This window comes from Prevotellamassilia timonensis, from assembly GCF_021531665.1.
Classification (GTDB): domain Bacteria; phylum Bacteroidota; class Bacteroidia; order Bacteroidales; family Bacteroidaceae; genus Alloprevotella.
Map to the genome: position 1 here is coordinate 1 of NZ_JADYUH010000019.1, position 23,074 is coordinate 23,074.

Annotated in this window: 15 protein-coding genes; 8 read left to right on the top strand and 7 right to left on the bottom strand. The window is 54.2% G+C overall.

Features of this window, described 5'->3' with window-relative positions; genetic code table 11:
• Window positions 1-693: 693 nt before the first annotated feature.
• From I6E40_RS04940 to I6E40_RS04950, 3 genes are all read right to left on the bottom strand, one after another.
• Window positions 694-1,968 (bottom strand): DUF6020 family protein, encoded by a 1,275-nt coding sequence (locus I6E40_RS04940; protein WP_235385793.1) that lies wholly within the window; start codon window positions 1,966-1,968, stop codon window positions 694-696.
• 353 nt (window positions 1,969-2,321) lie between these two features.
• Entirely contained in the window at window positions 2,322-7,997 is a 5,676-nt protein-coding gene (locus tag I6E40_RS04945; RefSeq protein WP_235385794.1) for an alpha-2-macroglobulin family protein, read from the bottom strand.
• Between the two features lie 36 nt (window positions 7,998-8,033).
• Complete coding sequence (locus tag I6E40_RS04950; protein WP_235385795.1) at window positions 8,034-9,011, bottom strand: lysylphosphatidylglycerol synthase transmembrane domain-containing protein; 978 nt, start codon at window positions 9,009-9,011, stop codon at window positions 8,034-8,036.
• A 175-nt stretch (window positions 9,012-9,186) separates the two neighbouring features.
• Here I6E40_RS04950 and I6E40_RS04955 point away from each other — a divergent pair, with 175 nt between their 5' ends.
• Together I6E40_RS04955 and I6E40_RS04960 are read left to right on the top strand one after the other, a co-directional pair.
• Entirely contained in the window at window positions 9,187-10,095 is a 909-nt protein-coding gene (locus tag I6E40_RS04955; RefSeq protein ID WP_235385796.1) for a helix-turn-helix transcriptional regulator, read from the top strand.
• A 122-nt stretch (window positions 10,096-10,217) separates the two neighbouring features.
• Window positions 10,218-10,568, top strand: a complete 351-nt coding sequence (locus I6E40_RS04960; protein ID WP_235385797.1) for a hypothetical protein — start codon at window positions 10,218-10,220, stop codon at window positions 10,566-10,568.
• 130 nt (window positions 10,569-10,698) lie between these two features.
• Here the strand turns inward: I6E40_RS04960 and I6E40_RS04965 are convergent, their stop codons facing one another.
• Window positions 10,699-12,429 (bottom strand): putative transporter, encoded by a 1,731-nt coding sequence (locus I6E40_RS04965; protein WP_235385798.1) that lies wholly within the window; start codon window positions 12,427-12,429, stop codon window positions 10,699-10,701.
• A 134-nt stretch (window positions 12,430-12,563) separates the two neighbouring features.
• Window positions 12,564-14,252: a SulP family inorganic anion transporter gene (locus tag I6E40_RS04970; RefSeq protein WP_235385799.1), complete on the bottom strand. Its 1,689-nt coding sequence runs from the start codon at window positions 14,250-14,252 to the stop codon at window positions 12,564-12,566.
• Window positions 14,253-14,561: 309 nt separating this feature from the next.
• On the opposite strand from I6E40_RS04970, the gene prmA reads away from it, so the two are divergent.
• The 6 genes from prmA to I6E40_RS05000 all read left to right on the top strand — a co-directional run bounded on the left by prmA (window position 14,562) and on the right by I6E40_RS05000 (window position 20,279).
• A complete protein-coding gene (gene prmA, locus I6E40_RS04975) occupies window positions 14,562-15,485 on the top strand; it encodes a 50S ribosomal protein L11 methyltransferase (protein ID WP_235385800.1) in 924 nt (307 codons plus the stop codon).
• 156 nt (window positions 15,486-15,641) lie between these two features.
• The gene (locus tag I6E40_RS04980; protein ID WP_235385801.1) at window positions 15,642-16,127 is read left to right on the top strand and encodes an arginine repressor; all 486 of its coding nucleotides are present in this window, start codon (window positions 15,642-15,644) and stop codon (window positions 16,125-16,127) included.
• A 50-nt stretch (window positions 16,128-16,177) separates the two neighbouring features.
• Window positions 16,178-16,807: a GNAT family N-acetyltransferase gene (locus I6E40_RS04985; RefSeq protein WP_235385802.1), complete on the top strand. Its 630-nt coding sequence runs from the start codon at window positions 16,178-16,180 to the stop codon at window positions 16,805-16,807.
• Between the two features lie 42 nt (window positions 16,808-16,849).
• Window positions 16,850-18,052 carry an argininosuccinate synthase gene (locus I6E40_RS04990; RefSeq protein ID WP_235385803.1) on the top strand — a complete coding sequence of 401 codons (1,203 nt, stop codon included), beginning with the start codon at window positions 16,850-16,852 and terminating at the stop codon, window positions 18,050-18,052.
• Between the two features lie 38 nt (window positions 18,053-18,090).
• A complete protein-coding gene (gene argC / locus I6E40_RS04995) occupies window positions 18,091-19,059 on the top strand; it encodes an N-acetyl-gamma-glutamyl-phosphate reductase (protein WP_235385804.1) in 969 nt (322 codons plus the stop codon).
• 77 nt (window positions 19,060-19,136) lie between these two features.
• Window positions 19,137-20,279, top strand: coding sequence for an aspartate aminotransferase family protein (locus tag I6E40_RS05000; RefSeq protein WP_235385805.1), 1,143 nt, complete (start codon window positions 19,137-19,139; stop codon window positions 20,277-20,279).
• A gap of 224 nt (window positions 20,280-20,503) precedes the next feature.
• On the opposite strand, the gene I6E40_RS05005 is transcribed toward I6E40_RS05000, so the two are convergent.
• Both I6E40_RS05005 and I6E40_RS05010 read right to left on the bottom strand, forming a co-directional pair.
• Window positions 20,504-21,937 (bottom strand): glycoside hydrolase family 10 protein, encoded by a 1,434-nt coding sequence (locus I6E40_RS05005; protein ID WP_235385806.1) that lies wholly within the window; start codon window positions 21,935-21,937, stop codon window positions 20,504-20,506.
• A 134-nt stretch (window positions 21,938-22,071) separates the two neighbouring features.
• The gene (locus I6E40_RS05010; RefSeq protein WP_235385807.1) at window positions 22,072-23,013 is read right to left on the bottom strand and encodes a tetratricopeptide repeat protein; all 942 of its coding nucleotides are present in this window, start codon (window positions 23,011-23,013) and stop codon (window positions 22,072-22,074) included.
• Window positions 23,014-23,074 lie beyond the last annotated feature (61 nt).

Below are 23,074 nucleotides of genomic sequence, written 5' to 3' on the forward strand. Positions count from 1 at the left end.
AATTTTTCTTAGCCTTCCCATAGTTTTTCTTAGCCTTCCCATAGTTTTTCTTAGCCTTCCCATAGTTTTTCTTTCCCTTCCCCTAAGTAAAACTGCGCTCCGTTGCAATGTAGGGTTTGCGCTCCGTTTTGTGTAGGGTTTGCGCTCCGTTTTGTGTAGGGCTTGCGCTCCGTTTTGTGTAGGGCTTGCGCTCCGTTTTGTGTAGGGTTTTGAACGCCTCAATGTATAGTTAATGTATAGTTTGTGTATAGTTTGGAGCACAAACTATACACTTCGCAACACGCTTAGAATCAAAGGAATAAAGAGCAAAATGTAGGGTTTGTGTATAGTTTGCAGAGTTTTTTTCTTTCCCCTTTAATTTACGTATAGTGCGACGTCAAGGTGTTTTCCAAAACAACGAATGCTGTCCGGTGGAAGTTTGGCTGAACCAAAATTCTCTTCGCTATTTCTTTGTTCTCCATTGAACTTTTCCTCTCCATGAATGCTCATGAATGGCTTTTGGAACATTAATGCGCATGATTTGATTCATTCATTGTCTCATTCATGTTTCAAAAACCACTCGCGGAAAAGCGTGTTAGCGGACAGCCATATGACACCTACAAGACGGGCATTTGACAAACGTTTGACAGTCGCGGCGCTTACGCACCGCGCACGATGGTTTCATGACGGTGTTATGACGGTGTTATGACGGTGTTATGACGATGACGGGGCGCAAGTGGGTTTTGAGAAAATGAGGGCAGCAAGGAGCGGAAGATTCCAAAGAATGGGAAGCACATAGCGGAACTCTCCGTTGGCGGGAGCCACCCACAACACCGCCACTGCCCACAAGCAAGGCTGCGCCACCAACAATGCCGCGCGGTCGCGCTTCCATAACGCCCAAAAGAAAAAGGAAAGGAACAAAAGAACATAGAAACCCATGTCTGCCATCCAACCGACAAGCGGGAGCGATGCGAATGCAGCCATGCCGCAAGGCGCATTCGGGAAAGCGGCTTGCAAATGAAAAAGATTCGGCACATCGGGCGACCAACTGTGGGCAACGAAAAAAAGAGGATAGCGACCGGAAGGATGGAAATAAGCATCACAGCAATCCCACACCGCAGCCACATAGGCAGAAGGATGCTTTTTCGCCATTTCCCACCAGACGGCATAGTAGGCATTACGCTGCTCCGCCGTGCAATTACGACGATACATGAACTTGACCGGATCCTGCAAGGCAGGCTGATAGGCAGTGGCGAGACTGTCAAAAGGAAGCACGGCATCAATGGCTTTGCGCTCAGCATCTGTCACCTCTTCGGGGTGGTCGTGCACATAGCGTGCCGTCTGCTGAAAAAGAACACCCAACTTTTCCTGCCTGCCCGAAGGAGCAACGCCCCACGTCGGAAGAAGGTGCAAAAAGAGCGCGAAGAGCAACGTCGCCACTGCCCCACACACCCAGAGACGTGCCGAACGCCTGCCGAAGAGGAAGGGAAGAACACATAGCGTCAAGAGGATAATATATATACACTGATTCTTTGACGCCATGAAAAGCAGCATCACTGCCACCGTGACAAGCCACATCTTCACCGACACGCCGCGAGCGTCCCCCTCGCGAGAAATTCGAGAAGTCCAGTGCAGAAGGCAAACCATCAGTGCCGTGGTGCAAAGCGCATAGAAACTGTCTTTGAGCCAAAGCGTTGTCCACATTCCGAAAAAGGGACAAAGTGCATAGACTGCCGTCAGCCACCCTTTTGTTCCGCGATGCCGGCGCAACCAATCAATGGCAAGTGCCAGCAGCCAGGAGTGAAGCAACGACTGCAACAAAAGGAACAGGAAAACTGCTGCATTCTGACTGCCGAGTGCATTGCCAAACTCAATCGTGCCGCCGTAGAGGAAGGTGTAGAGGATGGGATGATGATTGTCCAACGGATGAGCCGGGTCGGCGCCACAAAGCACGGTGGTCAAGTCAGCGTAGCCAAAATAGTGCTGCACGCTTCCCTCCGTATCCGGGAAAGCAAAACTACCGGGAAAATAGAGCACAAGAAACGGCAAACGACACAACCACAAAAACAGGGTCGTCCGCAGCACTGCGTGCGAGCCACTCAACCAAGCCGTCATCACAAGAAGAAGACGACGAAGAGAAAAAACGAACCGAGAAATATCCTCCCTCGTATGCTGTAAATTGCGCTTCATCATGCTCTTCATTTATGATTTAAGGAATTCTCTTTGCGTGAACTTTGATTCGCCGGTAAAGGTAAGGGTAAGATGTGACGGGACGACCCGCTTTTTCCGAAAAATAAACCAAAATCCAAAAAATGAGACGAGATTTTGGACTTTTCCGCCCCCTACTTTGCTTCCTTCACCGTCAGTTCGAACGAAGCGGCGGTGGCACTGAACTCGGGAGCGAAGACGCCGGAGAGGGTGGCGATGCCGGAGGAATAGACTCCGCTGCGGTCCACAAAAAGTTCCTCGGTGAAGACGTGCTCGCCCTTGGGCAGCGACGAGATGAAATAGAGGGTGGAAGCATCCTGCACGGCTCGATAGGTGTCAAGCCCACCTTCCCAAACGTGACCGGAGAGCGAACGCACCGGCTGCAAGCAGGCGGGACGCGAACTCTTCAGACTGACAAAGTCTAAATCGCGAGCAGCTTTCAAGACATAGACCATGCGAAGTCTGTCCCCCACCCTCACTTCTGCGTGGCTGAGGGGCTGCCACTGCCCGTCGCGCTTCACTTCCACGCGACGACCGAGAGAGAGTTCGTTGCCCTGATTCTGCACTTGAGAAGCCGGCATCACAGCCGACACCGTCAGCGAAGCAAAGGAAACGCCGGGTGTGCGCTTGTCAATCTTCAATTCCGAAGCCTTTTGCGCCACTTCTCCGTGGAAGGTTTCTTTGAAATGCCCCATGCTGTTCGGTGTATCGGTTTGAGAGGGAGCATTGAAAGCCCATATTTTCTTGCCCTGTGAAAGGGTGAAGAGAAGCGGAGTGTCTGACGGTTCGGGCAGAGAAAGCGTCGGACGCGAAACTGAATCTTTGACTTCGACGGGAACGGCAAGCAGCGTGAAAATGGCATCGGCGGTGACAGCCGAAGTCTCCCACATTTGTGCGCGCTTGGCTTGCAGGAGCCAGCGGCGCATCTCCTCGCTTTCCTTCTCGAAGCCAAGGCTTTGCAGGGCATCGATGGCGGCACACTGCGTGAAAAGACAGTAGGACTTTTCGGAGCGCGCCGCCCGAGCCGTGTCAAAATAGCGTCCCAAGTCGGAGCGCACGACCGTGTGTTCCAAAATGCTCTTCCCGAGTAGCAATGCTTCGTCCTTCTTGCCCACACTCTGCAGCACACCGGCGAGCACCGACTTCTCCCACATCGGAAGTTTCGCCCCGCGCTCGGTCAGGTCTGCCAACAGTTTCTTTTCAGCACGTTCAAATTTCCTTCCGCTCAGCGTGCAGGCTCGAAGATAGCGCAACGCCACTGCATCAGAAAGATACGTTCCCGCCTTGACGCGCTCCTGACTTTCTTTCACAACGCTTTGCAGATGGTCCAAAACCTGATGAAGCAGGTGAACTCCGTCACGCTGTTCGGTCAGACAAACCACGCGGGAGAGGAGAAGGGCTATTTCTGAGGTGATATGAGGTGAAGAAGGCATGCCCGGATACCAGCTGAAGCCTCCGTCTGCATTCCGGTAGTTTTGCAGTTTGGCGAGAGCCGTTGCTTTGCGAGCGTCTGTCAGCGGTTCGTTGAACAGGTTCTTCAGTCCGCGGGTCTGGGCAGCAGCACGCTCTGCCTGTGTCAGCCAAGGATTAAGTTCGCGGAATCCCTCCGTTCGCAGTTTCTCCCACACCTCCACTTCTTCACTCTTGGCAGTCACGACTTTCTGAATCGCCGGGCAACGGCGCAGAGTTTCAAGTCCCAAGGCAAGGGCATAGTAGCGTGACGCCCATTCCACCGCACTCAAGCAACCGTCCGTCTCGGTGAGCGAAGGCAAGGCAGCCACCGCTGCCCATGCGGGATGAGTGGTCAGTTCAAGGGTGAGGCTGCGGTGGCGCGCAGCGGGAGAGGAAAGCAACGTGTCGATGCGAACCTTTGTGACTCCCTCTTTGTCAAGCGTGAGGGAGAGGCTTCGTTCGACGAGTGCCTCATCAGACAAAACGGGAAGGAGATGTTCTTCGCCATCGCTGAAACCTTGGCTCTCGCCCACCACGCGACAACCAATCACCTCGGCTGTGAGTTCGGAGGGAACCGAGAAGTTCACGACCGAAGTGAGTCCGGGCTGCACTGTCAGTTTCCGAACGTGCTGAGCCACGGTTTTTCCCGTGGCGGCGTCGGTGAGCAAGAAGGTGACGACGGGTTGCAACGACGATTTCGTGAGGTTGGTCACCCTGACGGGCACGGTGCAGCGGTCGCCTTTGCGAACGAAGCGGGGAAGAGAAGGTTCAACCATGAACTCTTTGCGAGCAACAACGGTCGTGTCCAGTTTGCCATAGTCCATTTGAGAAGAGAAAGCGAGCGCCGAAACGTTCCAAGAGGTGACGGACTCAGGCAGAGAGAAGCGGATTTCAGTTTCGCCCTGCTCGTTGGTTCGCAACGCAGGGAGGAAGAAGGCGGTCTCCGCAAAGTCTTTTCGGAGAGCAGCGAGGGCTTGGGGATTCGTGCCGGCACCGGTGCTTTCAAAGTTGTCAGCGAGGGTTTCTCCTTTTACTTTGGAACTGGTGGCTGTTGCCTCTGCTGCCGCCGGGACGGCATCGTTCATCACACTTCCCTCCGGAGCATCACGATTGAGGGAAGAGAAAACCCTGTCTCCGGTTTCCGCGTTTGCCAAGGTTTTGACCACGGTCCTTGGTTTTGCGCCTAATAGATAATACCTATAATTATTATATCCTGCTTTTTCGAACAGACCGCTCTCAAAGAGACGCTCGTCCCATTTGGCGAACTGAAGGTCGGCAACGGGGAGGAGACGACAAGATTTGTCGCCAAGGCTGTTTCTCAGTCCTTGATACATCCACCTTTGGTCATTCCAACTGGAGAAAGGAAGGCGGCGCACGAAATTCAGATGGTTCAGACGCCACGGCGCATGGGCGAGTTGCTCCAACGAGGCGTCGGTCATGCGTGCCATCACCGCCACGCCGGGGACTGCGCCGCGGCTGTCCTCCACGCGAAGAGTCCAGCATTCCTGACTGCCGGGGGTGAGGCGGGAACGGAAGGAAGACCAACGGAGTTTCAAGACCTTGTCGGGTTCAGGGCGCGGGATGCCGACGATTCGTGTGTGAAGCGTGTCTGCGCGGAGCAAGGCAAACACAGCCTTTGCACCTTCTCCATATTCCTTCTTCCAAGGCAAAGAAAAACGAACAAGACTGTCGTTCAAGGCAATCAGACGGTGTTCCAAAATCTCATCGCCGACGAGCAAGTCAAAGATGAGGCAGGCGTCGCGCTCAGGCGAGCCGACCCAAACGGTTTTCTTGCCGTTCATGCTGCCCTCATGGAAGAAGAGAGAACGGCGGCGGTCTGCGGGGCGCACGTCGTTTTCGCCAAAGAAACAGAAGGTGGCGGTGTCGCAAAGCAAACCGTCATCAGTGCGCACCACGAGCCAATAGCGGTCAGGCAGAAGTCGCTTCCACTTCTCCGTCGAGAACGGTTCGCCGGTCGTGAAGTGTGCTTCCAAGATTTTGTTTTCGGATCCCTCTGGCTGAATGACGTAGGTGGCAGCCGTGGCACGTCCCGTTCCGGCAGCGTTCAAACGATTCACCGTCAGCGGGCGCAACTCGGAGCGGCAGAGCACGTCGGGCAGCGAAAAAGAAAGTTGTTCTGCGTTTTGATTCAACGGCAGCGAGCAGGAGCCCTGCACGGTCTCACCGGATTCAGCGGTGACGGAATAGGTGACAAGCCAACTTCCTCTTTCCGGATAGGGAACGCGAGAATCGTTCTCGGCGGCTTTCGTGGCGACGGGAATAAAAAATCGCCCTTGCTCATCAGTGAAGACCTCGCCGCGCTGAACGGATGCTTCATCGCTGCTGCGCCACCAGTTGATGCGACGAACTTCAAACTGCACACGGGCATCCAAGAGGGGAACGCCCGTGAACGTGCGAGCCTCACCGGAGATGCGAACAGTGTCACCGGGTTCGTAGGCATCCGTGACGGCATGTGTGGTGACGGTGAAAATGGGACGTTTGTATTCTTCCACGTGAACCCCTAAACTCTGGCGAACACTTGCGGCGCGAGCTTCAATGATGAACATGCCGGGCAGCGTCTCGGCAGGAAGACGGAAGCGAGCGGAAAAAGTGCCCAGCGTGTCGGAGGAAACAGACAGGGAATCGACCGCTTTGCGATTCACGTCGAGCAGACGAAGACGAATGGGCACGTGACGCTCGACTTTGAAATCGTCGCCATGCCGGGTGAAGAGTACTCCACTGACAAAGACCTGCTGACCGGGACGATAGATGCCACGGTCGGCGAGCAGACTCAGCGAGGTGGTGGAAGTCTCTTGCTGACGGCTGACATAGCCTCGCTGATTCGGCGAGGGCAAAGCAAAAGCGGCGGCATCGCCTTCGACAGACGCAAACCATTGTTCCTGAATCCGACCACTCAGCGGCTCAATGAACACTTCGGGCTTCCCGCCGGAGACGAGGCTGCGACTCTGACGAAGCATGCCATTCTCGTCAGCCAAGTAGGCGGTGAGGCGGAAATCGCGCAGGGGCTGACCGGTGTGGCTGTCCAAAACGCTGACACGGTTGCCTTCCTTGCCGAAGGAGAAGAGGAGTGGGTGAAGGCGGGTGACGTGAACCACCTCGCGAAGGAGGCTCTCCCCATCGCCGGAGATTTCAAGGGAATAGACGCCGGGACGTTGGGGTGTCCGAACGGTGGTTTCCACTGACGTCAAACGATGGGAAGGCACGGAAGCAAGGGAGACGCGATGCACCGCGGCGCCTTTTCGGCGGGCGGCGGCGACATCAGAAAGTGGACAACGATTGTTCTGATAGTCCACCTCGTTATCGAAAAGCGGAATCCATCTCAATTCCAACTCACAAAGGTTCCTTCCCTTCAATCCGAACGTCACCACGCTGTCGGGGCGCAGGACCTGAGGAAAGCGCACCAAATGGACAACGGGGTTCTGCATGATGAGAAGAAAATTGCTCACCTCTGCAGCTCCGGGGTGGTTCTTCCCTTTTTTGAGAATACGGCGAGCGCGCTCCAAAAGCAGGCTGTCGTTGTGGGCGGCAGCGGGTGCGTTTTCAGCATAGGAGGAGCGGAGTGCTGTCATCGCCGCCACGATTTTCGCGGAAACCTCGGTCGTTTCATACGCTTCCAAAAGGTTTTCCAAAGCGCGGAAGCGGGCGTCGTCCTCCAATTTTCCAACCACACTCTCACCGCGTCCGACTTCGGCAATGCTGTCAAGCGAAAGCAGAACGACAGCATCGGTGCGATGAAGCCGACGATAGATTTGAATCACCTGCGAACGATGGCGCATCGATTCCTTCGCGTCCCAAACGTTGGCTTCTTGTGCGCCTCGGAAGACGATATGCAGTAGGTCGTTGCCAAAGAAACGGCTGTCCTTGCCTTTGACGAAAAGAGGGAGATGGTCGGTGTAGGGTGTGGCAGCGAGGGCGGCAGCACTTTCGAGGGCGGCAGTCAAATGGGCGGCGGAGCGGTTTTCACTCATCGTGTCGGTGGGCATAAAACTCAAATGGGAGGAGCCGGTGAGACCAAGGGCTGCGTGCCACAACGCACGTTCCACGGGGCGTGTTTCATTCTTCAACGCCTCCTCCATCGCCTTTTGCCAAACGGAAAAAGAGTCCGGAGAGATTTCGTCACAGAGCAGCCCTTCAATGAGCGAAGCACGCAGCAACTGAGCGAAGTTTTGCTCCGTCAATGCCTTGGCACGTATGGTTTTCACCTGCTCCCGGGCAGTTTCGGGCAAATCCTGCGACATGGAAGTCTCAACTCGTTTCCAAAGCGTCTTGAAACTCTGGGCACAAAGCGGAGTGGTCAGCAAAAGAGAAAAGAAAAGGAGAAAAAGGATGCGTTTCATAAGAATATATGTTCTGAAGTGAGGCACACTGCGACTTTATTTTCGTTGCCGCACACGAGAGATGAGAGACTGATTGTAGCCAAAGCAACCGATGAGTCCGAGGAATATGACAAGAAGGGTTTTGATGCCGTGGCTGATGAAGGCAAAAGACTGCGCCACGGCTTTCTCCACGCCATAACTGAGCGTGAGCGTTTTGACTATGGCAAAATGCCAGGGACCGGCTCCGGCGGGTGTGGGAAGAAGCATGCCAATGCTCGCAGCGGCGAAGACGTGAATGAAATCGGCGGTGCTGATGTCTTCCAGACCGGGGAAGCAGGGCACAAGCACAAACATCTGTAAGAAATTGAAAGTCCAAATGGCGGCGCTCAGCGAGACGAAGGTCAGCGGGCTTTCCAAACGAGAAAGTGCGGAAATGCCGAGCCAAAGATTACGAAAAAAACGACGCACATGGTGCCACAAGGGGAGTGAGATGCCGATGAGCAGGCAAACGAAACCACCAACGATGATGTAGAAACTATAACTCGGCACGACCCACTGCAGTCCCTCGCCAACTTTGTCCACCAAACCCACGGTGGCTTTCCAGCGGAGCATGACGGCAATGCCTGCCACTACGACCAAACAAGCCACATCGACAAGTTTTTCCACCACAACCGTGCCGAGCGCCTTAGTCGTCACCTCAGGGTCACCGCGCCGCACGAGCAACGAGCGAGTGAGTTCACCGAGCCGAGGAGTGAGACTGTTGACAAGATATGAAATGAAAATCAGCTCCACACTGCGTCGTACACTGATTTGAATGCCGGCACCGCGAAGCAACTCCCGCCAACGCAGCGAACGGAGCACGTTGGCACAGACGCCGAACAGGGCGGCAAGACTCATCCAAAGATAGTTCGTGCGATGAGTGAAAAACGAAACGAGCCCCCCGAAGTCGAACCCTCGGTAAACCCACCACATCAGTCCCAAAGCAGCGAGCGTGGACAAGATGGCGAAAAGGATATTTTTTAAAATACTACTCATGATTGTGCGGCGAAAGTAAGTATTCTAAGCCTTTTCATGACTAAAAGACGATGATAAAGCCCTCTTTTTATACCTTTTTATCAAATCTAACACCCCTTAGTCGCTCCGTTTGCAAATAAAGTCGTACTTTCGCCGCGGAAACTTGAAGCATACATAGCATTCTTACACATTAAAAATGGAACTTGAGAAATTTGCCAAGCAACTGAGGTTGCTCATTGAACTGACACAAAATCGCCGCCTAACCATTGAAGAAGTGAGCCAGCGAATCGGAATGAACCGACGCTCCATCTATCGCTATTTGGACGCGCTGAAGGCGATGGGCTTCATCATCATCAAAGAAGGAACCCGCTATCACATCGATGCTAAATCACCCTATCTTCGCGAACTCACCGACGGGTTGCAATTCAACGAAGCAGAGGCTGTCACCATCAGCCAGGTGCTGAACTCCATCTACAGCAACTCACCACAAATCAGAGACCTCCGAGCAAAATTCGCTAACCTCTACGACACCGAAGTCATCGCAAGACACGGCGTGGACAAACTCCTCGCAGGCAGAATCAGCACCATCTACCAAGCCATCCGAGAAGAACGCGTCGCCATCCTCAAAGGCTATGCCTCTCACTCCAGCGGAGTAATCTCCGACCGAATTGTCGAACCCTATGTTTTTCTGCACGAAAACAATGAGGTTCGATGCTACGAACTCTCTTCCGGAGAAAACAAAACCTTCAAACTCAATCGCTGCCAGGAAGTCGCACTGCTTGACCTGCTTTGGGCACACAAAGACAAACATCAGCCTTTCTTCACCGACCTCTTCCACTTCAGCGGAGACAAGAAAATGCCCGTCACACTCATCATGGGCACACTTGCCTCAAGCCTGCTCCTCGAAGAAGCACCTGACGCCGACCGACAAATGACCGTTCTGAAAGACGGAAAAGTCAGACTTGACACGGAAGTTTGCAGTTACAAAGGCATCGGACGCTTCGTCATGGGACTCATTGACGACATTGAAATCGTCGATTCTCCCGACTTTGTCAAATATCTTCAAGAGAAAGCCGAAGTTTTAACAAAAAAACTTGGCTTGTGACGCACTCTGTCACAAACTGACCGTTCTTTTGCAGCAGAAACAAGGGACACACCTGAAAACAAATTGCACTCAGGCTTCCCACACCAAAGATTTGTTGAACATCTTTCAAACCCTGCTGCATCATGACAAAGAACAATTCACTCACGATTTCTCCCTCCTCAGTTTTTTCTTCTCACGCCCCTCTCTCGGACTGCACCCGACGCACCTTCTCTCTTCTGCGCCCCACAGCATGGCTGCAAGAAACACGCGCCGCCGGTGTCTTTGCGTCGATTTGTTCCGAATGGCTCGAACTGAACGTGACGCCGCGCCAGGCAGCACAACTGATGTGGACCATTCTTGCACTGTTCGTCTGCCTCATCCCCTGCCCGCTTGACGCGGGATGGCGAGTGTGCGCCCTCCTCATTGCATGCCGTGCCATCAAAAAAAGCGCCATCCTCCGATTGTTGGCGAAAGAAGAGAAAAAGAAGATGTAAGGGGTTTCCTATATATTACGGAATAAGGAGCGTTCAAAAGAGAAGTGATTACTTTTTATGACTGTCCGCTAAACTTTTCATTTGCCTCATGAAAAGTTTAGCGGACAGTCATAATATTATATTGCGTATCTTACGCCGCGCCGGAAGCGCAGAGGAAGAGGATGAGCGCCTGCGCCACGAGGATGCGGAGGAACATTGCCAAAGGATAGACTGTGGAGTAGCCGACAGACGCGGCATCATTGTTGGCAGTCTGGTTGGCATAGCCCAGTGCGGGAGGGTCGGTCGTAGAACCTGCAATGACACCCATGAGGGTGAAGTAGTTCATCTTGAAGCGCAGACGAGCCACCACGCCCATGATGAGCAGGGGAATAATCGTGATGAGGAAGCCGACCCAAACGTACATCAGACCGTCGCCGTGTGCCACTGTATTCCAGAAGTTGGCACCCGCCTTGATTCCGACAGACGCAAGGAAGAGAATGAGTCCGATTTCGCGAAGCAAGAGGTTGGCGGAAGTCGTCGTATAGGTGACGAGATGGAATTTATAGCCGTAAGCACCGGCAAGGATGGCAATGACAAGCGGACCACCCGCGATGCCAAGTTTCAAAGGAGTTGCCATGCCGGGGAATTGGAACGGAATCATACCAAAGACGATGCCGACGAGAATGCCCAAGAAAATCGCACCTACGTTGGGATGGTCGAGGCGTTTGATGGAGTTGCCCAAGACTCTCGCTGCACGGTTCACACAGTCCTCAGGACCCACAACCATGAGTCGGTCACCAATTTGGATTCTCAAAGAACGGTCTGCGAAAAGGTCCATGCCCTGACGTGTGATTCGAGTGACGTTCACGCCGTAGATAGAGCTGAAGTGCATGTTGCCAAAGGTCTTTCCGTTCACCTCGGGTTTGGTGACGAGGATGCGCTTGGAGACGATGGGAGCCTGTTCAGCTTTCCAATCGACTTCCACTTCTTCACCAATGAAAGCGAGGACTGCCTCAGCGTCGTCTTCAGCGCAGACGGTCATGAGTTCGTCGCCATAGTGAATTTCAGTGTCCTTGTTCGGCGTGATGATTTCATCACCCTGCTTGAAGTGGGTGCAGACAAAGGTACGTCCGAGGAACTGGCTGAGCTGTCCGAAGTTCTTTCCTTCAAGCGCATGGTTCTTCACGCGGAGCGTCATGTGGTGAGGCTTGGCGTGAGGATTGTCCTCTTGGCGCATGCGAATCTCTTCTTCTTCTTTTTCAAGTTTGATGCGGCAGAGATAGCGCACAGCGATGGTCGCACCAATGATGCCGATGACACCGAGAGGATAGGCACAGGCATAGCCGGAAGCGATGTTCATGTTGCCCATGTTGATGCCAAGCGTGCCGATGGCTTCCTGTGCCGCACCAAGACCGGGCGTGTTGGTGACGGCACCGCAGAGCACACCGACAGCCATGGGAAGCGAAGTGGGGTCATTGGTATCAAATACCAAGAAATAGAGCACCAGCATGGTGATGATGTTGAGTGCGACGATGCCCAAGGTGATGAGGTTCAAGCGCAGGCCTTCCTTCTTGAAAGACTGGAAGAAGCCGGGACCGACTTGAAGACCGATGCAATAGACAAAAAGAATCAGTCCGAAGTCTTGAATGAACGTGAGGACCTTGGCAGGACAGGCGAAACCGCCATCAGCGTCCGCAATGCCGGCAGCATTGTAGATGTGACCGACCACAATGCCCGCAAAGAGCACGAAAGTGACTCCTAAAGAAACACTGCCGAATTTAATCTTGCCGAGCCAGACTCCGACAGCAATGACCAACGAGTAGAGCAACACGACGTGCGCCACGGAGTCAGTCACGGTGAATAAGTTTTGGAACCATTCCATCTTTTAATAATGAGATTTGTGAGACAATGTCCGACGCTGCAAAGAGCGTTCGGAATTAGAATTATTTCAAAGAAAATATGTTTTTACGTCTTCGAGGTTCGTTGAACCACGGCGCATCGACCGGTTTTCGTTCATCACGGACGCTTCAGGATGGCAGCTGCACGCTCAAGCGCGACGTTGATGTTCGGGCAAATGTGGTCTTTTCCGAGGAGACGGCAGAAACCGTTGTGTTCCAAGACGGCATAGACGTTGGGGGTGACGCCGGAAAGAACGATGTGAGTGCCCTCACGGTGAGAAATTTCGCAAAGATTCTGAAGATTGTGGATGCCTGTGCTGTCAATGAAGGGAACGCGGCGCATACGAATGATGCGAACCTTCGGATGGTCGTTCATGGCAGCCATTAGTTCTTCAAATTTATTGGCAATGCCGAAGAAGTAGGGACCGTTGATTTCATAAACCTCCACGCCATCGGGGATGACGAGATGTTCTTCGTGAACCACGGCGTCTGTTTCTTCGTTCGGGTCGATTTCGTCAGCAATGACCTTGATCTGAGTGGTCTCAGCCATGCGGCGCATGAAGAGGAGGCAGGCAATGAGCAGTCCGACTTCGATGGCGATGGTCAGGTCGAAGATGACGGTCAGCAGGAACGTGATGAAGAGCACGGCGATGTCACTCTTGGGGTTCTTCATCAGTTGCAGGAAAGTGCGCCAGCCGCTCATGTTGTAGGAAACAATGACCAGCACGCCGGCAAGGCAAGACATGGGAATGTAGGCAGCAAGCGGCATGAGCACAAGGAAGATGACGAGCAAGACGAAAGCGTGAACGATGCCGGCGACGGGTGTGCGTCCTCCGTTGTTGATGTTGGTCATCGTGCGGGCAATGGCACCGGTGCAGGGGATGCCGCCGAAGAGCGGAGTGCAAAGGTTGGCTACGCCTTGTCCGATGAGTTCTTGGTTGGAGTTGTGGTGGTCGCCACAGACACCGTCTGCCACGGTAGCGGAGAGCAGGCTCTCAATGGCGCCGAGCACGGCAATGACCATGGCTGTCGGGAAGAGACTCTTCACGTTTTCCCAACTGATGTCGGGCACGGTCAGTGCGGGAATGCCAGCTTTGATTTCGCCGAATTGGTCGTAGATGGTGTCCACATGGAATTTCGTGTAGGAGTTCAAGAAATAGACAGCAACAGTCATCACGATGATGGCAACGAGCGAGCCGGGAATCTTCTTGGAAATCTTCGGTGTAAGGATGATAATCAAGACACTGAGCACGCCGACTGCCGTGGTCGCCCAGTCGATGCTGGCAAAGTTTTGCAAATAGACGCCCCACTTGGAAATGAAGTCTCCGGGAAGTCCGCCTTCGATGGTCAGTCCGAAGAGGTCTTTGATTTGCGTGGTGAAGATGGTGACGGCGATACCGCTCGTGAAGCCCACAACGATGGGATATGGGATGAACTTGATGATGGTTCCCAAACGGCACGCACCGAGGAGAATGAGGAAAAGTCCCGCCAGCATGGTTGCAATCATGAGTCCCGAAAGTCCGAGCGCGGGATTGCTGACGATGCCGTAGATGATGACAATGAACGCTCCGGTCGGTCCGCCGATTTGCACGCGGCTGCCGCCGAGAGCGGAAACAATAAAACCGCCCACGATGGCGGTCAAGATGCCTTGAGAGGGCGAAACGCCGGAAGCAATACCAAAAGCGATGGCAAGAGGCAACGCCACGATGCCGACAATCAAACCTGCCATGAGGTCGGCGGCAAACTTCTCTTTGGAATAGTTGCGCAGTTCACTGACTAAGCGCGGAGTAAAGCCTAATAGATTCATTTGCGTCTGAAGAATATGGTGTTCTCATCAAAATTATTTCTCGCCGGATGGAATCAGGTTCACGCGAAAGAGGGATTCTCTCGCCCAAGGGAGGAGTGGACCCCCTCAAAAGAGGAAGGCTTTTCGCAAAACTTGTCCTAATTCTCTGCAAAGGTAGGTATTATTTATTGAAAATTATGCAAAAAACCGAGACTAATAGTCTGCAAAAAGAGAAGCCAAAGCAGCACATAGGGGCTTTTTGAACGCGGAAACGGCAGAAAAGCAACGATTTTCTTTCCTCCGCGCAGGCTTTGCCGTAACTTTGCCCACATGGAATATTTAGAATTCACGTTTTTGACAAAGCCCTGCAACGAAGCCATTGACGATGTCTTGAGTGCCGTCTTGGCAGAAGTGGGCTTTGACAGTTTTGTTCACACCGAAGACTTGGAACGCACCGCCGTCAAGCACTCCGCCAATCCCGAGGACCCGGAATGGGAGAAGGTGAACAAGGAAGCAAGCGAGTTTAAATGCTACATTCCGAAGGCGGCTTACGACCCCGAAGCGCTCCGCTCCGCACTCGCCGACTTTCCGCTGCCCGATGTCGAAATCAACTTCACGATGGCGGAAGCCGAGAACAAGGATTGGAACGAGGAATGGGAAAAGAACTACTTTCAACCGCTCGTTGTTGATGGCAGGTGCGTCATCTCGGGAACCTTCCACAAAGACGTGCCCGAGGCGGACTACAAGATTCTCATCAACCCGCAGATGTCATTCGGCACGGGTCACCATGCGACCACCTCGCAGATGATTTCGCGCCTGCTGAACGACGAAATCAAAGGGTTGGAGGTGCTGGACATGGGCTGCGGCACAGGCATCCTCGCCATCCTCGCCCGAATGCGCGGCGCCAAGCATTGCACCGCCATCGATGTGGATGAATGGTGCTTGAAGAATTCCTTGGACAATGTCGCGCTGAACGGACTCGACGGGATTGACGTCAAACTTGGCGACGCTTCCCTGCTCCCCGATGAAGGACCTTTCGACCTTGTCATTGCCAACATCAACCTTGGAATTCTCCTCCGTGACCTCCCCGCCTACGTGGAAAGGATGAAACCGCACGCTTATATATATATGAGTGGTTTCTACACCACCGACGTTCCGCAACTTGAATCCCGCGCTCGCGAAGTCGGACTGACGCTCGTGGATGTTCGTGAACTTGACGGCTGGGCTTGCATGAAATTGCAAAAAGAAGCGTGAAGGAAAAGCCTGCCCTTGGCAGCAAAGAATGAATAAAAACGCGCATATATGCGCTTCTTTCCGTATATTTCTCAATAAAAGCGGAAGAAAGATGAATAAATATGCAATTTTATACATTTATTCATTATCTTTGCCACCTGAACAAAGAAACGAACAATGAACAGCCGAGAAAAGCGTTTAGAAGTGCTTCGCGTCATCCTTTCCAGTCAAGGCATCGGAAGACAAGATTACATCCTTGAAGAGTTGGCGCGCAATGGTTTGAAAGTCACTCAAGCCACGCTCTCACGAGATTTGAACAAGTTGAGAGCCATCAAAATCCTCAAGCCGGATGGCTATCGTTACGTGCTCCCCGAAACGCCGAACTATCATCGCACCGTCAGCGTAGAGACCGTGCCACAGTATCTTCGCAACACGGGATTTCAGTCCATCGTGTTCTCGGGCAACCTTGCCGTCATACACACCCGCCCGGGCTATGCCGGAGGTCTTGCATCGGACATCGACAACCATAAACTTCCCTCCGTGGCAGGAACCATTGCCGGCGATGACACGATTCTCATCATCCTGGCTGAAAACGTGACACGCGAGGAATTCACAGACGACATGGCAACAGTCATTCCCGCCATCAAAAGCGTAGCACTCTGAGAGAAGAAAACAAAATACACACATATATAATTATATACAACTAAACTATCATGGAAGAATATAACGACGGAATCAGCGTCATCGTTGCAGACCCCTCCCACGAGAAGTACGTGGACACCATACTTCACACCATCACCGAGGCTGCCAAGGTTCGAGGCAGCGGCATCGCCAGCCGAACCCACGAATATCTTGCCACAAAGATGAAGGAGCGCAAAGCCATCATCGCTCTCTACGGCGAGGAGTTCGCAGGCTTCTGCTACATTGAGAGCTGGGAGAACAAGCACTACGTCGCCAACTCCGGCCTCATCGTCGTGCCCAAGTTCCGCGGTCATCACCTTGCCACCCGCATCAAGCGACTGGCGTTCTCGCTGAGTCGTGTGCGCTGGCCGAAAGCCAAAATCTTCGGTCTGACCAGCAGCGGAGCGGTGATGAGAATCAACACCTCGCTGGGTTACGTCCCCGTGCCTTTCTCCGAGTTGACGCAGGATGACGAATATTGGAAAGGATGCGGCACGCCGGAACATCCCTGCTGCATCAACTGCGACGTGCTCGCCCGCACCGGGAGAAAATATTGCGTCTGCACCGGCATGCTCTTTGACCCGGAGCGTCATCCCGACACCCCGCTGCCCGCCGAAATCCCGCAAGACGTACTGGATTTCATCAAAACACAGCCCGAATGAGACAAACTAAACTATAATCTCCTAAAAACCTTCCTCCCGATTATGGAAAAGAAAAAAGTAGTCGTCGCCTTCAGTGGCGGACTCGACACCTCCTACACCGTGATGTATCTCGCCCGCGAGAAGGGCTATGAAGTATATGCCGCCTGCGCCAACACCGGAGGCTTCAGCGCAGAACAACTGAAAACCAACGAAGAAAATGCCTACAAACTCGGCGCCACAAAATATGTCACCCTCGACGTAACGCAGGAGTACTACGAGAAGAGTCTGAAGTATATGGTCTTCGGAAACGTGCTCCGCAACAACGTCTATCCCATCTCCGTCAGTTCGGAACGCATCTTCCAAGGCATGGCAATTGCCCGCTACGCCAAGGAAATCGGTGCCAGTGCCATTGCCCACGGCTCCACCGGCGCGGGCAACGACCAAGTGCGCTTTGACATGACTTTCCTCGTCATGTGTCCCGACATGGAAATCATCACCCTCACCCGCGACAGCAATCTTTCCCGCAAAGAAGAGGTGGACTATCTCAACGCCCATGGCTTCTTCGCCGACTTCACCAAGTTGAAATACTCCTACAACGTCGGCATCTGGGGCACCAGCATCTGCGGCGGCGAAATTCTCGACAGCACGCAGGGACTGCCCGAATCCGCCTATCTCAAGCAAGTCACCAAGTCCGGTACCGAAGAGATGCGTCTGACCTTTGAAAAGGGAGAACTGAAGGCGGTCAACGGAGAACGCTTCGACGACCCCATCAAAGCCATCTGCAAAGTGGAAGAAATCGGGGCAGCCTACGGCATCGGGCGTGACATGCACGTCGGAGACACCATCATCGGCATCAAAGGACGTGTTGGCTTCGAAGCAGCAGCGCCCGCCCTCATCATCGGCGCACACCGTTTCCTTGAAAAATATACGCTCTCGAAGTGGCAGCAATACTGGAAAGACCAAGTCGCCAACTGGTATGGCATGTTCCTCCACGAGAGTCAGTACATGGAACCCGTCATGCGCGACATTGAAGCCATGCTGACCAGTTCCCAGCGTCACGTCAGCGGCACCGTCATCCTTGAACTCCGTCCCCTCGGTTTCCACACCGTGGGCGTTGACAGTCCGAACGACCTCGTCAAGTCAAAGTTGGGAGAATATGGCGAGACCCAGAAGGGTTGGACTGCCGACGATGCCAAAGGCTTCATCAAGGTGCTCAGCACGCCGCTCCGCGTCTTCTATGCCAACCACGAAGAGGAGGAAATCTAAGCCGCACGGATTCTCCTGCTCCATAATTATTGAGAAATATGATTAGAATCGGAATCATCGGCGGCGCCGGCTACACTGCCGGCGAACTCTGCCGCCTTCTCTTGAATCACCCCGAAGCAGAAATCGTTTTCGTCAACAGCGAAAGCAACGCGGGCAACCTGCTCACCGATGTCCACGAAGGACTCTACGGAGAGACTGACCTGCGCTTCACCGACAAACTCCCCTTTGAGGACGTGGATGTGGTCTTCTTCTGCTTTGGTCACGGCAAAAGCACTCAATTCCTTTCCGAACACTACATTCCCGCCGACATCCGCATCATTGACCTCGCCCAGGACTTCCGCCTTGCCGCTGAGGACAATGACTATGTCTATGGCTTGCCGGAGTTGAACCGCAACTTGATTTGCGGCGCGCAACACATCGCCAACCCCGGCTGCTTCGCCACCTGCATTCAACTCGGGCTGTTGCCGCTGGCGGAAGCCGGACTGCTTCAAGGCGACGTTAGCGTGAATGCCATCACGGGCAGCACCGGCGCCGGCGTGAAGCCTTCCGCAACGACCCACTTTTCGTGGCGTACGGGAAACATGAGCATCTACAAACCGTTTGCGCATCAGCACGTGCCGGAAATCAAACAGTCGCTCCGACAACTTCAGCCGAATTTCACGGGAGAGATTGACTTCATTCCCTATCGCGGTGACTTCCCCCGCGGAATCTTTGCCACGGAAGTGCTGACCTGCGACGCGCCCATCGAGGAAATTGAAACGCTCTTCACCGACTTCTATTCTGAAGCGCCTTTCACTCACTACGTCACCCGTGCCATTGACATGAAACAGGTCATCAACACGAACAAGTGTCTCATTCATGCCGAGAAACACGGCAACAAGTTGCTCATCACCGCCTGCATCGACAACCTGCTCAAAGGAGCATCAGGACAGGCACTCCAAAACATGAATCTCATGTTTGGACTGGAGGAAACCACCGGGTTGCGCCTCAAACCCATCGCATTCTGACGAACAAGTCTCCCCTCACTCCTCTCCATCTCTCACCTCCTCTCAACTTTCTCTTCTGCGGTTTTCCGCCATAGTCTATGTCACTTTTTCCTGTATATCCTCTTTTCCCCGTTGAAATTGTTCAAGGCAAAGGATGTCGCGTTTGGGATGCGGAAGGTCATGAATACCTTGACCTCTACGGCGGTCATGCCGTCATCAGCATCGGCCACGCTCATCCGACATACGTGGAAGCCATCTCGCGTCAAGTGGCGAAACTTGGTTTCTACTCAAACTCTGTCATCAACTCCCTGCAAGAAGAACTGGGGCGACGTCTTCCCCAAGCAGCAGGCTATCCCGATTTCTCGCTCTTCCTCGTCAACTCCGGTGCAGAAGCCAATGAAAACGCGTTGAAACTGGCATCTTTCCACACGGGAAGAAGTCGTGTGCTCGCCGCCTCGAAGGCTTTCCACGGACGCACCTCTTTGGCGGTTGAAGCCACCGACAACCCCAAAATCGTGGCACCCATCAACGCCAACGGTCACGTCACCTTCCTCCCGCTGAACGACCTTCCCGCCTTTGAAGCCGAACTTCGCAAGGGCGACGTTGCTGCCGTCATCGTGGAGTGCATCCAAGGCGTCGGCGGCATCCGCCTCGCCACCGCGGAATTCATGCAGGGACTTCGGAAACTCTGCGACGAAACCGGCACCGTGCTCATCTGCGACGAGATTCAGTGCGGCTACGGCCGCTCGGGACGCTTCTTCGCCCACCAGCACCTTGGCGTCACGCCCGACCTCGTCACCTGTGCCAAAGGAATCGCCAACGGCTTCCCGATGGGTGCCGTTCTCATCTCGCCGAAGTTTGAAGCCACCTACGGCATGCTTGGCACGACTTTCGGTGGCAATCACCTCGGCTGCGCCGCCGCACTCGCCGTGTTGGACGTGATGGAGGCTGAACAACTGACTGCCAATGCTGCCCGCGTCGGAGACTTCCTGTTGCAAGCATTCCGTGAACTTCAGTCCCGCTGTCCTCACATCACCAACGTCAGAGGGCGCGGTTTGATGATTGGCATTGAGTTTGACCAGCCCATCAAGGAGATGCGCGGCAGTCTTGTGCGTGATTTCCACGTGTTCACCGGAGCCGCCTCCACCAACATCCTGCGTCTGCTCCCGCCCCTCTGCCTCACCGAAGCGGAAGCCCGCGAAGCCGTGGCGAAGATTGAAGAAGCCGTGAAGAAGATGTGATTTGAACTTCCTCGCGCTCCATAGCGACAGGATTGCTGCCTTGCAAGTTTACTTCCAAGATATTTGAACGCCGTCTCAACCAATCGAATTTTCCGGTTTTGTTGAGACGGCGTTCAAATTGTTAGGTGGAATTTTGGAAGCGTCACGGGGGCGTCACGGAAGTACTTGACACTGTCAAATTGGGGTCAAGAAATCTCGCCGACTTTTTACCGAACAGTCACGTTTCACAAACTCTCGCGACCGTAGGCATCGACGGCGGTGAGGACATAAGTGGAATGAAGCAGGGAGGGGAGCGCAGGCGTCAGTGAAAAGGAGGTGTCGGTGAGGTGGTCCGCCACGACCACCGCGTCGCGACCGGCATCCAGACGATAGAGGCGATAGTGCACCGGCGTCGTCGCCGTGATTGCATTCCAAGAGAAGTGGAGCGTTTTCCCCTCCCGTTCCACCCGAAGTTCGGGAGCAGCGGGCGCAGCGGAGGTGTCGGATGCCACGGGCGAGATGGGCGGCACAAGTGCCGGTTGGGAGTAGAAGTCCGTGCGAAGCCAAGAGAACAGCCCCTTCACATCGTTCAAAAGAAAACGGGTGCGGAAGAAGGCGTGACCACCCAGTCCCATCATGCGGCTCACAGACATCTGGCGCGTGACGACGTGGAGATCCCAATTCTTTTCAGAGGGAGAAAGGAAGTAGATGCCGAGTCCGGGAATGACGCGCCCCGGTCCTTCGTTCTCTTTCCAGTCGGCAAGGAAGGGATAGAAGTGACGCCCGTCAAAATACATCATCGGGAAGAGCCAGTCCATCCAACCTTTTGCGAGCCACGCCTGAGCGTCTTGACTCACGGCGTCGCGGGCGTTCCATCCGAAAGAAGAGGCGCGGGGAAGGTCGGCATATTTCCCGACGGGCGAGCAACTGAGTTTGACCCAGGGGCGCACGCCCTTGACCGCATCGGCGACCGCTTTCACACAGCGGTCCACGTTCTGCTTGCGCCAAGCCGACTTGGAGAGTCCGGCTGGTGCGAGGCGGCGAAAGTCGGCATCGTCGCGGAAGGGAATCGTGTGTTCGGGATAGCGAATATAGTCTAAGTGAATGCCATCAACCTCGTAGTTTTCCACTATTTCGCGACAGAGTTTGGCGAGATAGTCTGCGATGGCAGGCAGTGCGGGATTCATGTACCATTCCTCCCCGGCGCGGCGGCAGAGTTCCGGGCGCATTTTGGCAAGTCCGCGGTTGCCGAGACGTTTCATCGCACCGTCCTTTCCGATGGGGAACGCCACGACCCAGGCGTGGAGTTCCATGCCGCGTTTGTGGCATTCGTCGAGGGCGAAGCGCAGGGGGTCGTAAGGCGGAGTTCGTCCCGGTGCGCCGGCAAAGACGCCGTCGTAGGGTTCGAGGGCGGAAGGATAGGCTGTGGTGGCTCGGAGTCGGGTTTGGAAAAGTACAACGTTGATGCCGATGGTCTGCAGTTGGTCCAACATTCGGCACAGTTCTCTTTGTTGTCGTTTCGCGGAGGCGGCGTCGGTAGCGGGACGGGAGGGCCAGTCCAAGCCGGAGATGGTGGTGAGCCAGACGGCACGAATTTCGCGGGGCACGGAAGCCACCTCGGCTGCAGAAGCAAACGTGGCGGCGCAAAGGAAAAAGAGCAGGAAAAGGAATCTACGCATCTGTCGGACTAAAGGAGAGAACACATTATATATTATATAAGCAAGCGTGAGGAAACGCGGCGCGGCACGTAATATATAAGCAAGCGTGTGAGAAAACGCGGCGCGGCGCGACATGTTTTCCTCGCTCGCCGGGTTCATCGCACGAGCATGCGGAGCGACTGCACCATTCCGGTCGGCATTCCCAATTCAACGGCTTTGTCAAGGTCACGGGCTGCGGCGCGTTTTTCGCCCAACGTGATGAGCACGCGGGCTCGTTCCACGAAGAGCGACGCGTCGTTGGGGCAAAGTTCGATGAGGCGGTCGTAGTCCCCCTTGGCGGGTTGCAACATATTCAGTTGCGTTTGTACTTCCGCCCTTGTGCGCAGGGCATCGAGGTGGTCGGGATTTGCGGAAACAATGGCGTTCAGTCGGTTCAGCGATTCGACTGACTGCCCCATTTGGAGGAGGATGAGGGCTTCGAGCAGCCGTGCGTTGACGTTGTCGGGGCGCAGGCGAAGGTGCTGCAGCAACTCGGATTTTGCTTCGACAAAGCGGTGGGCGGCATAGTAGCCTGCGGCGCAGACGAAGTGAGCGCGTGCTTTCATCTCACGAGAGATTTCCTCGTCCGATTCAAGCACCTTTTTGGCATCTTCGACCGCCTCGGCGTCTTTTCCGTTTTGAAGATAGGCTTCGCCTCGGGCAAGTCTTGCATCGACATAGTCGGGATGTTTCTTGAGGATGTCGGTCAGCGTCTTCTCCGCCTTTTTGCTTTCTCCGCGCGCCATTTCTATCAGTGCGAGATTATAGCGCAGTACGTGGTTGCCGGGTGCATCGGGGCGCAGTTTGATGGCGCGTTTCAGATTCTCTTCCGCTTCGTTGAGTGAGTCTGCGGCGAGGGAGGTGAATCCGCTGCGCACGAGCCCGACGTATGCCACGGAGTCTCGGCGGGCGATTTCCGCCATGCGCGCCTCGGCTTTGTAGTCGTCAATGGTTTTGGCTCGCACCTTTCCGCCTTTTTCCAAGTCGATGATGGTTTGTGCGGTGGCAGGCGCGGCGGTCAGAAAGAGACCGAAAAGAACAAGCAGCAGGTTTTTCATGTGAATTATTCAAGGGGTGTTCTAAAAATTAGGTTGAGTTGATTTTTGATTTCTTAGAGAT

Coding starts and splice junctions, on each gene's coding strand:
- I6E40_RS04945 (WP_235385794.1), bottom strand. CDS start 7,997: ATGAAACGCATCCTTTTTCTCCTTTTCTTTTCTCTTTTGCTGACCACT.
- I6E40_RS04950 (WP_235385795.1), bottom strand. CDS start 9,011: ATGAGTAGTATTTTAAAAAATATCCTTTTCGCCATCTTGTCCACGCTC.
- I6E40_RS04955 (WP_235385796.1), top strand. CDS start 9,187: ATGGAACTTGAGAAATTTGCCAAGCAACTGAGGTTGCTCATTGAACTG.
- I6E40_RS04960 (WP_235385797.1), top strand. CDS start 10,218: ATGACAAAGAACAATTCACTCACGATTTCTCCCTCCTCAGTTTTTTCT.
- I6E40_RS04965 (WP_235385798.1), bottom strand. CDS start 12,429: ATGGAATGGTTCCAAAACTTATTCACCGTGACTGACTCCGTGGCGCAC.
- I6E40_RS04970 (WP_235385799.1), bottom strand. CDS start 14,252: ATGAATCTATTAGGCTTTACTCCGCGCTTAGTCAGTGAACTGCGCAAC.
- prmA (WP_235385800.1), top strand. CDS start 14,562: ATGGAATATTTAGAATTCACGTTTTTGACAAAGCCCTGCAACGAAGCC.
- I6E40_RS04980 (WP_235385801.1), top strand. CDS start 15,642: ATGAACAGCCGAGAAAAGCGTTTAGAAGTGCTTCGCGTCATCCTTTCC.
- I6E40_RS04985 (WP_235385802.1), top strand. CDS start 16,178: ATGGAAGAATATAACGACGGAATCAGCGTCATCGTTGCAGACCCCTCC.
- I6E40_RS04990 (WP_235385803.1), top strand. CDS start 16,850: ATGGAAAAGAAAAAAGTAGTCGTCGCCTTCAGTGGCGGACTCGACACC.
- argC (WP_235385804.1), top strand. CDS start 18,091: ATGATTAGAATCGGAATCATCGGCGGCGCCGGCTACACTGCCGGCGAA.
- I6E40_RS05000 (WP_235385805.1), top strand. CDS start 19,137: ATGTCACTTTTTCCTGTATATCCTCTTTTCCCCGTTGAAATTGTTCAA.
- I6E40_RS05005 (WP_235385806.1), bottom strand. CDS start 21,937: ATGCGTAGATTCCTTTTCCTGCTCTTTTTCCTTTGCGCCGCCACGTTT.
- I6E40_RS05010 (WP_235385807.1), bottom strand. CDS start 23,013: ATGAAAAACCTGCTGCTTGTTCTTTTCGGTCTCTTTCTGACCGCCGCG.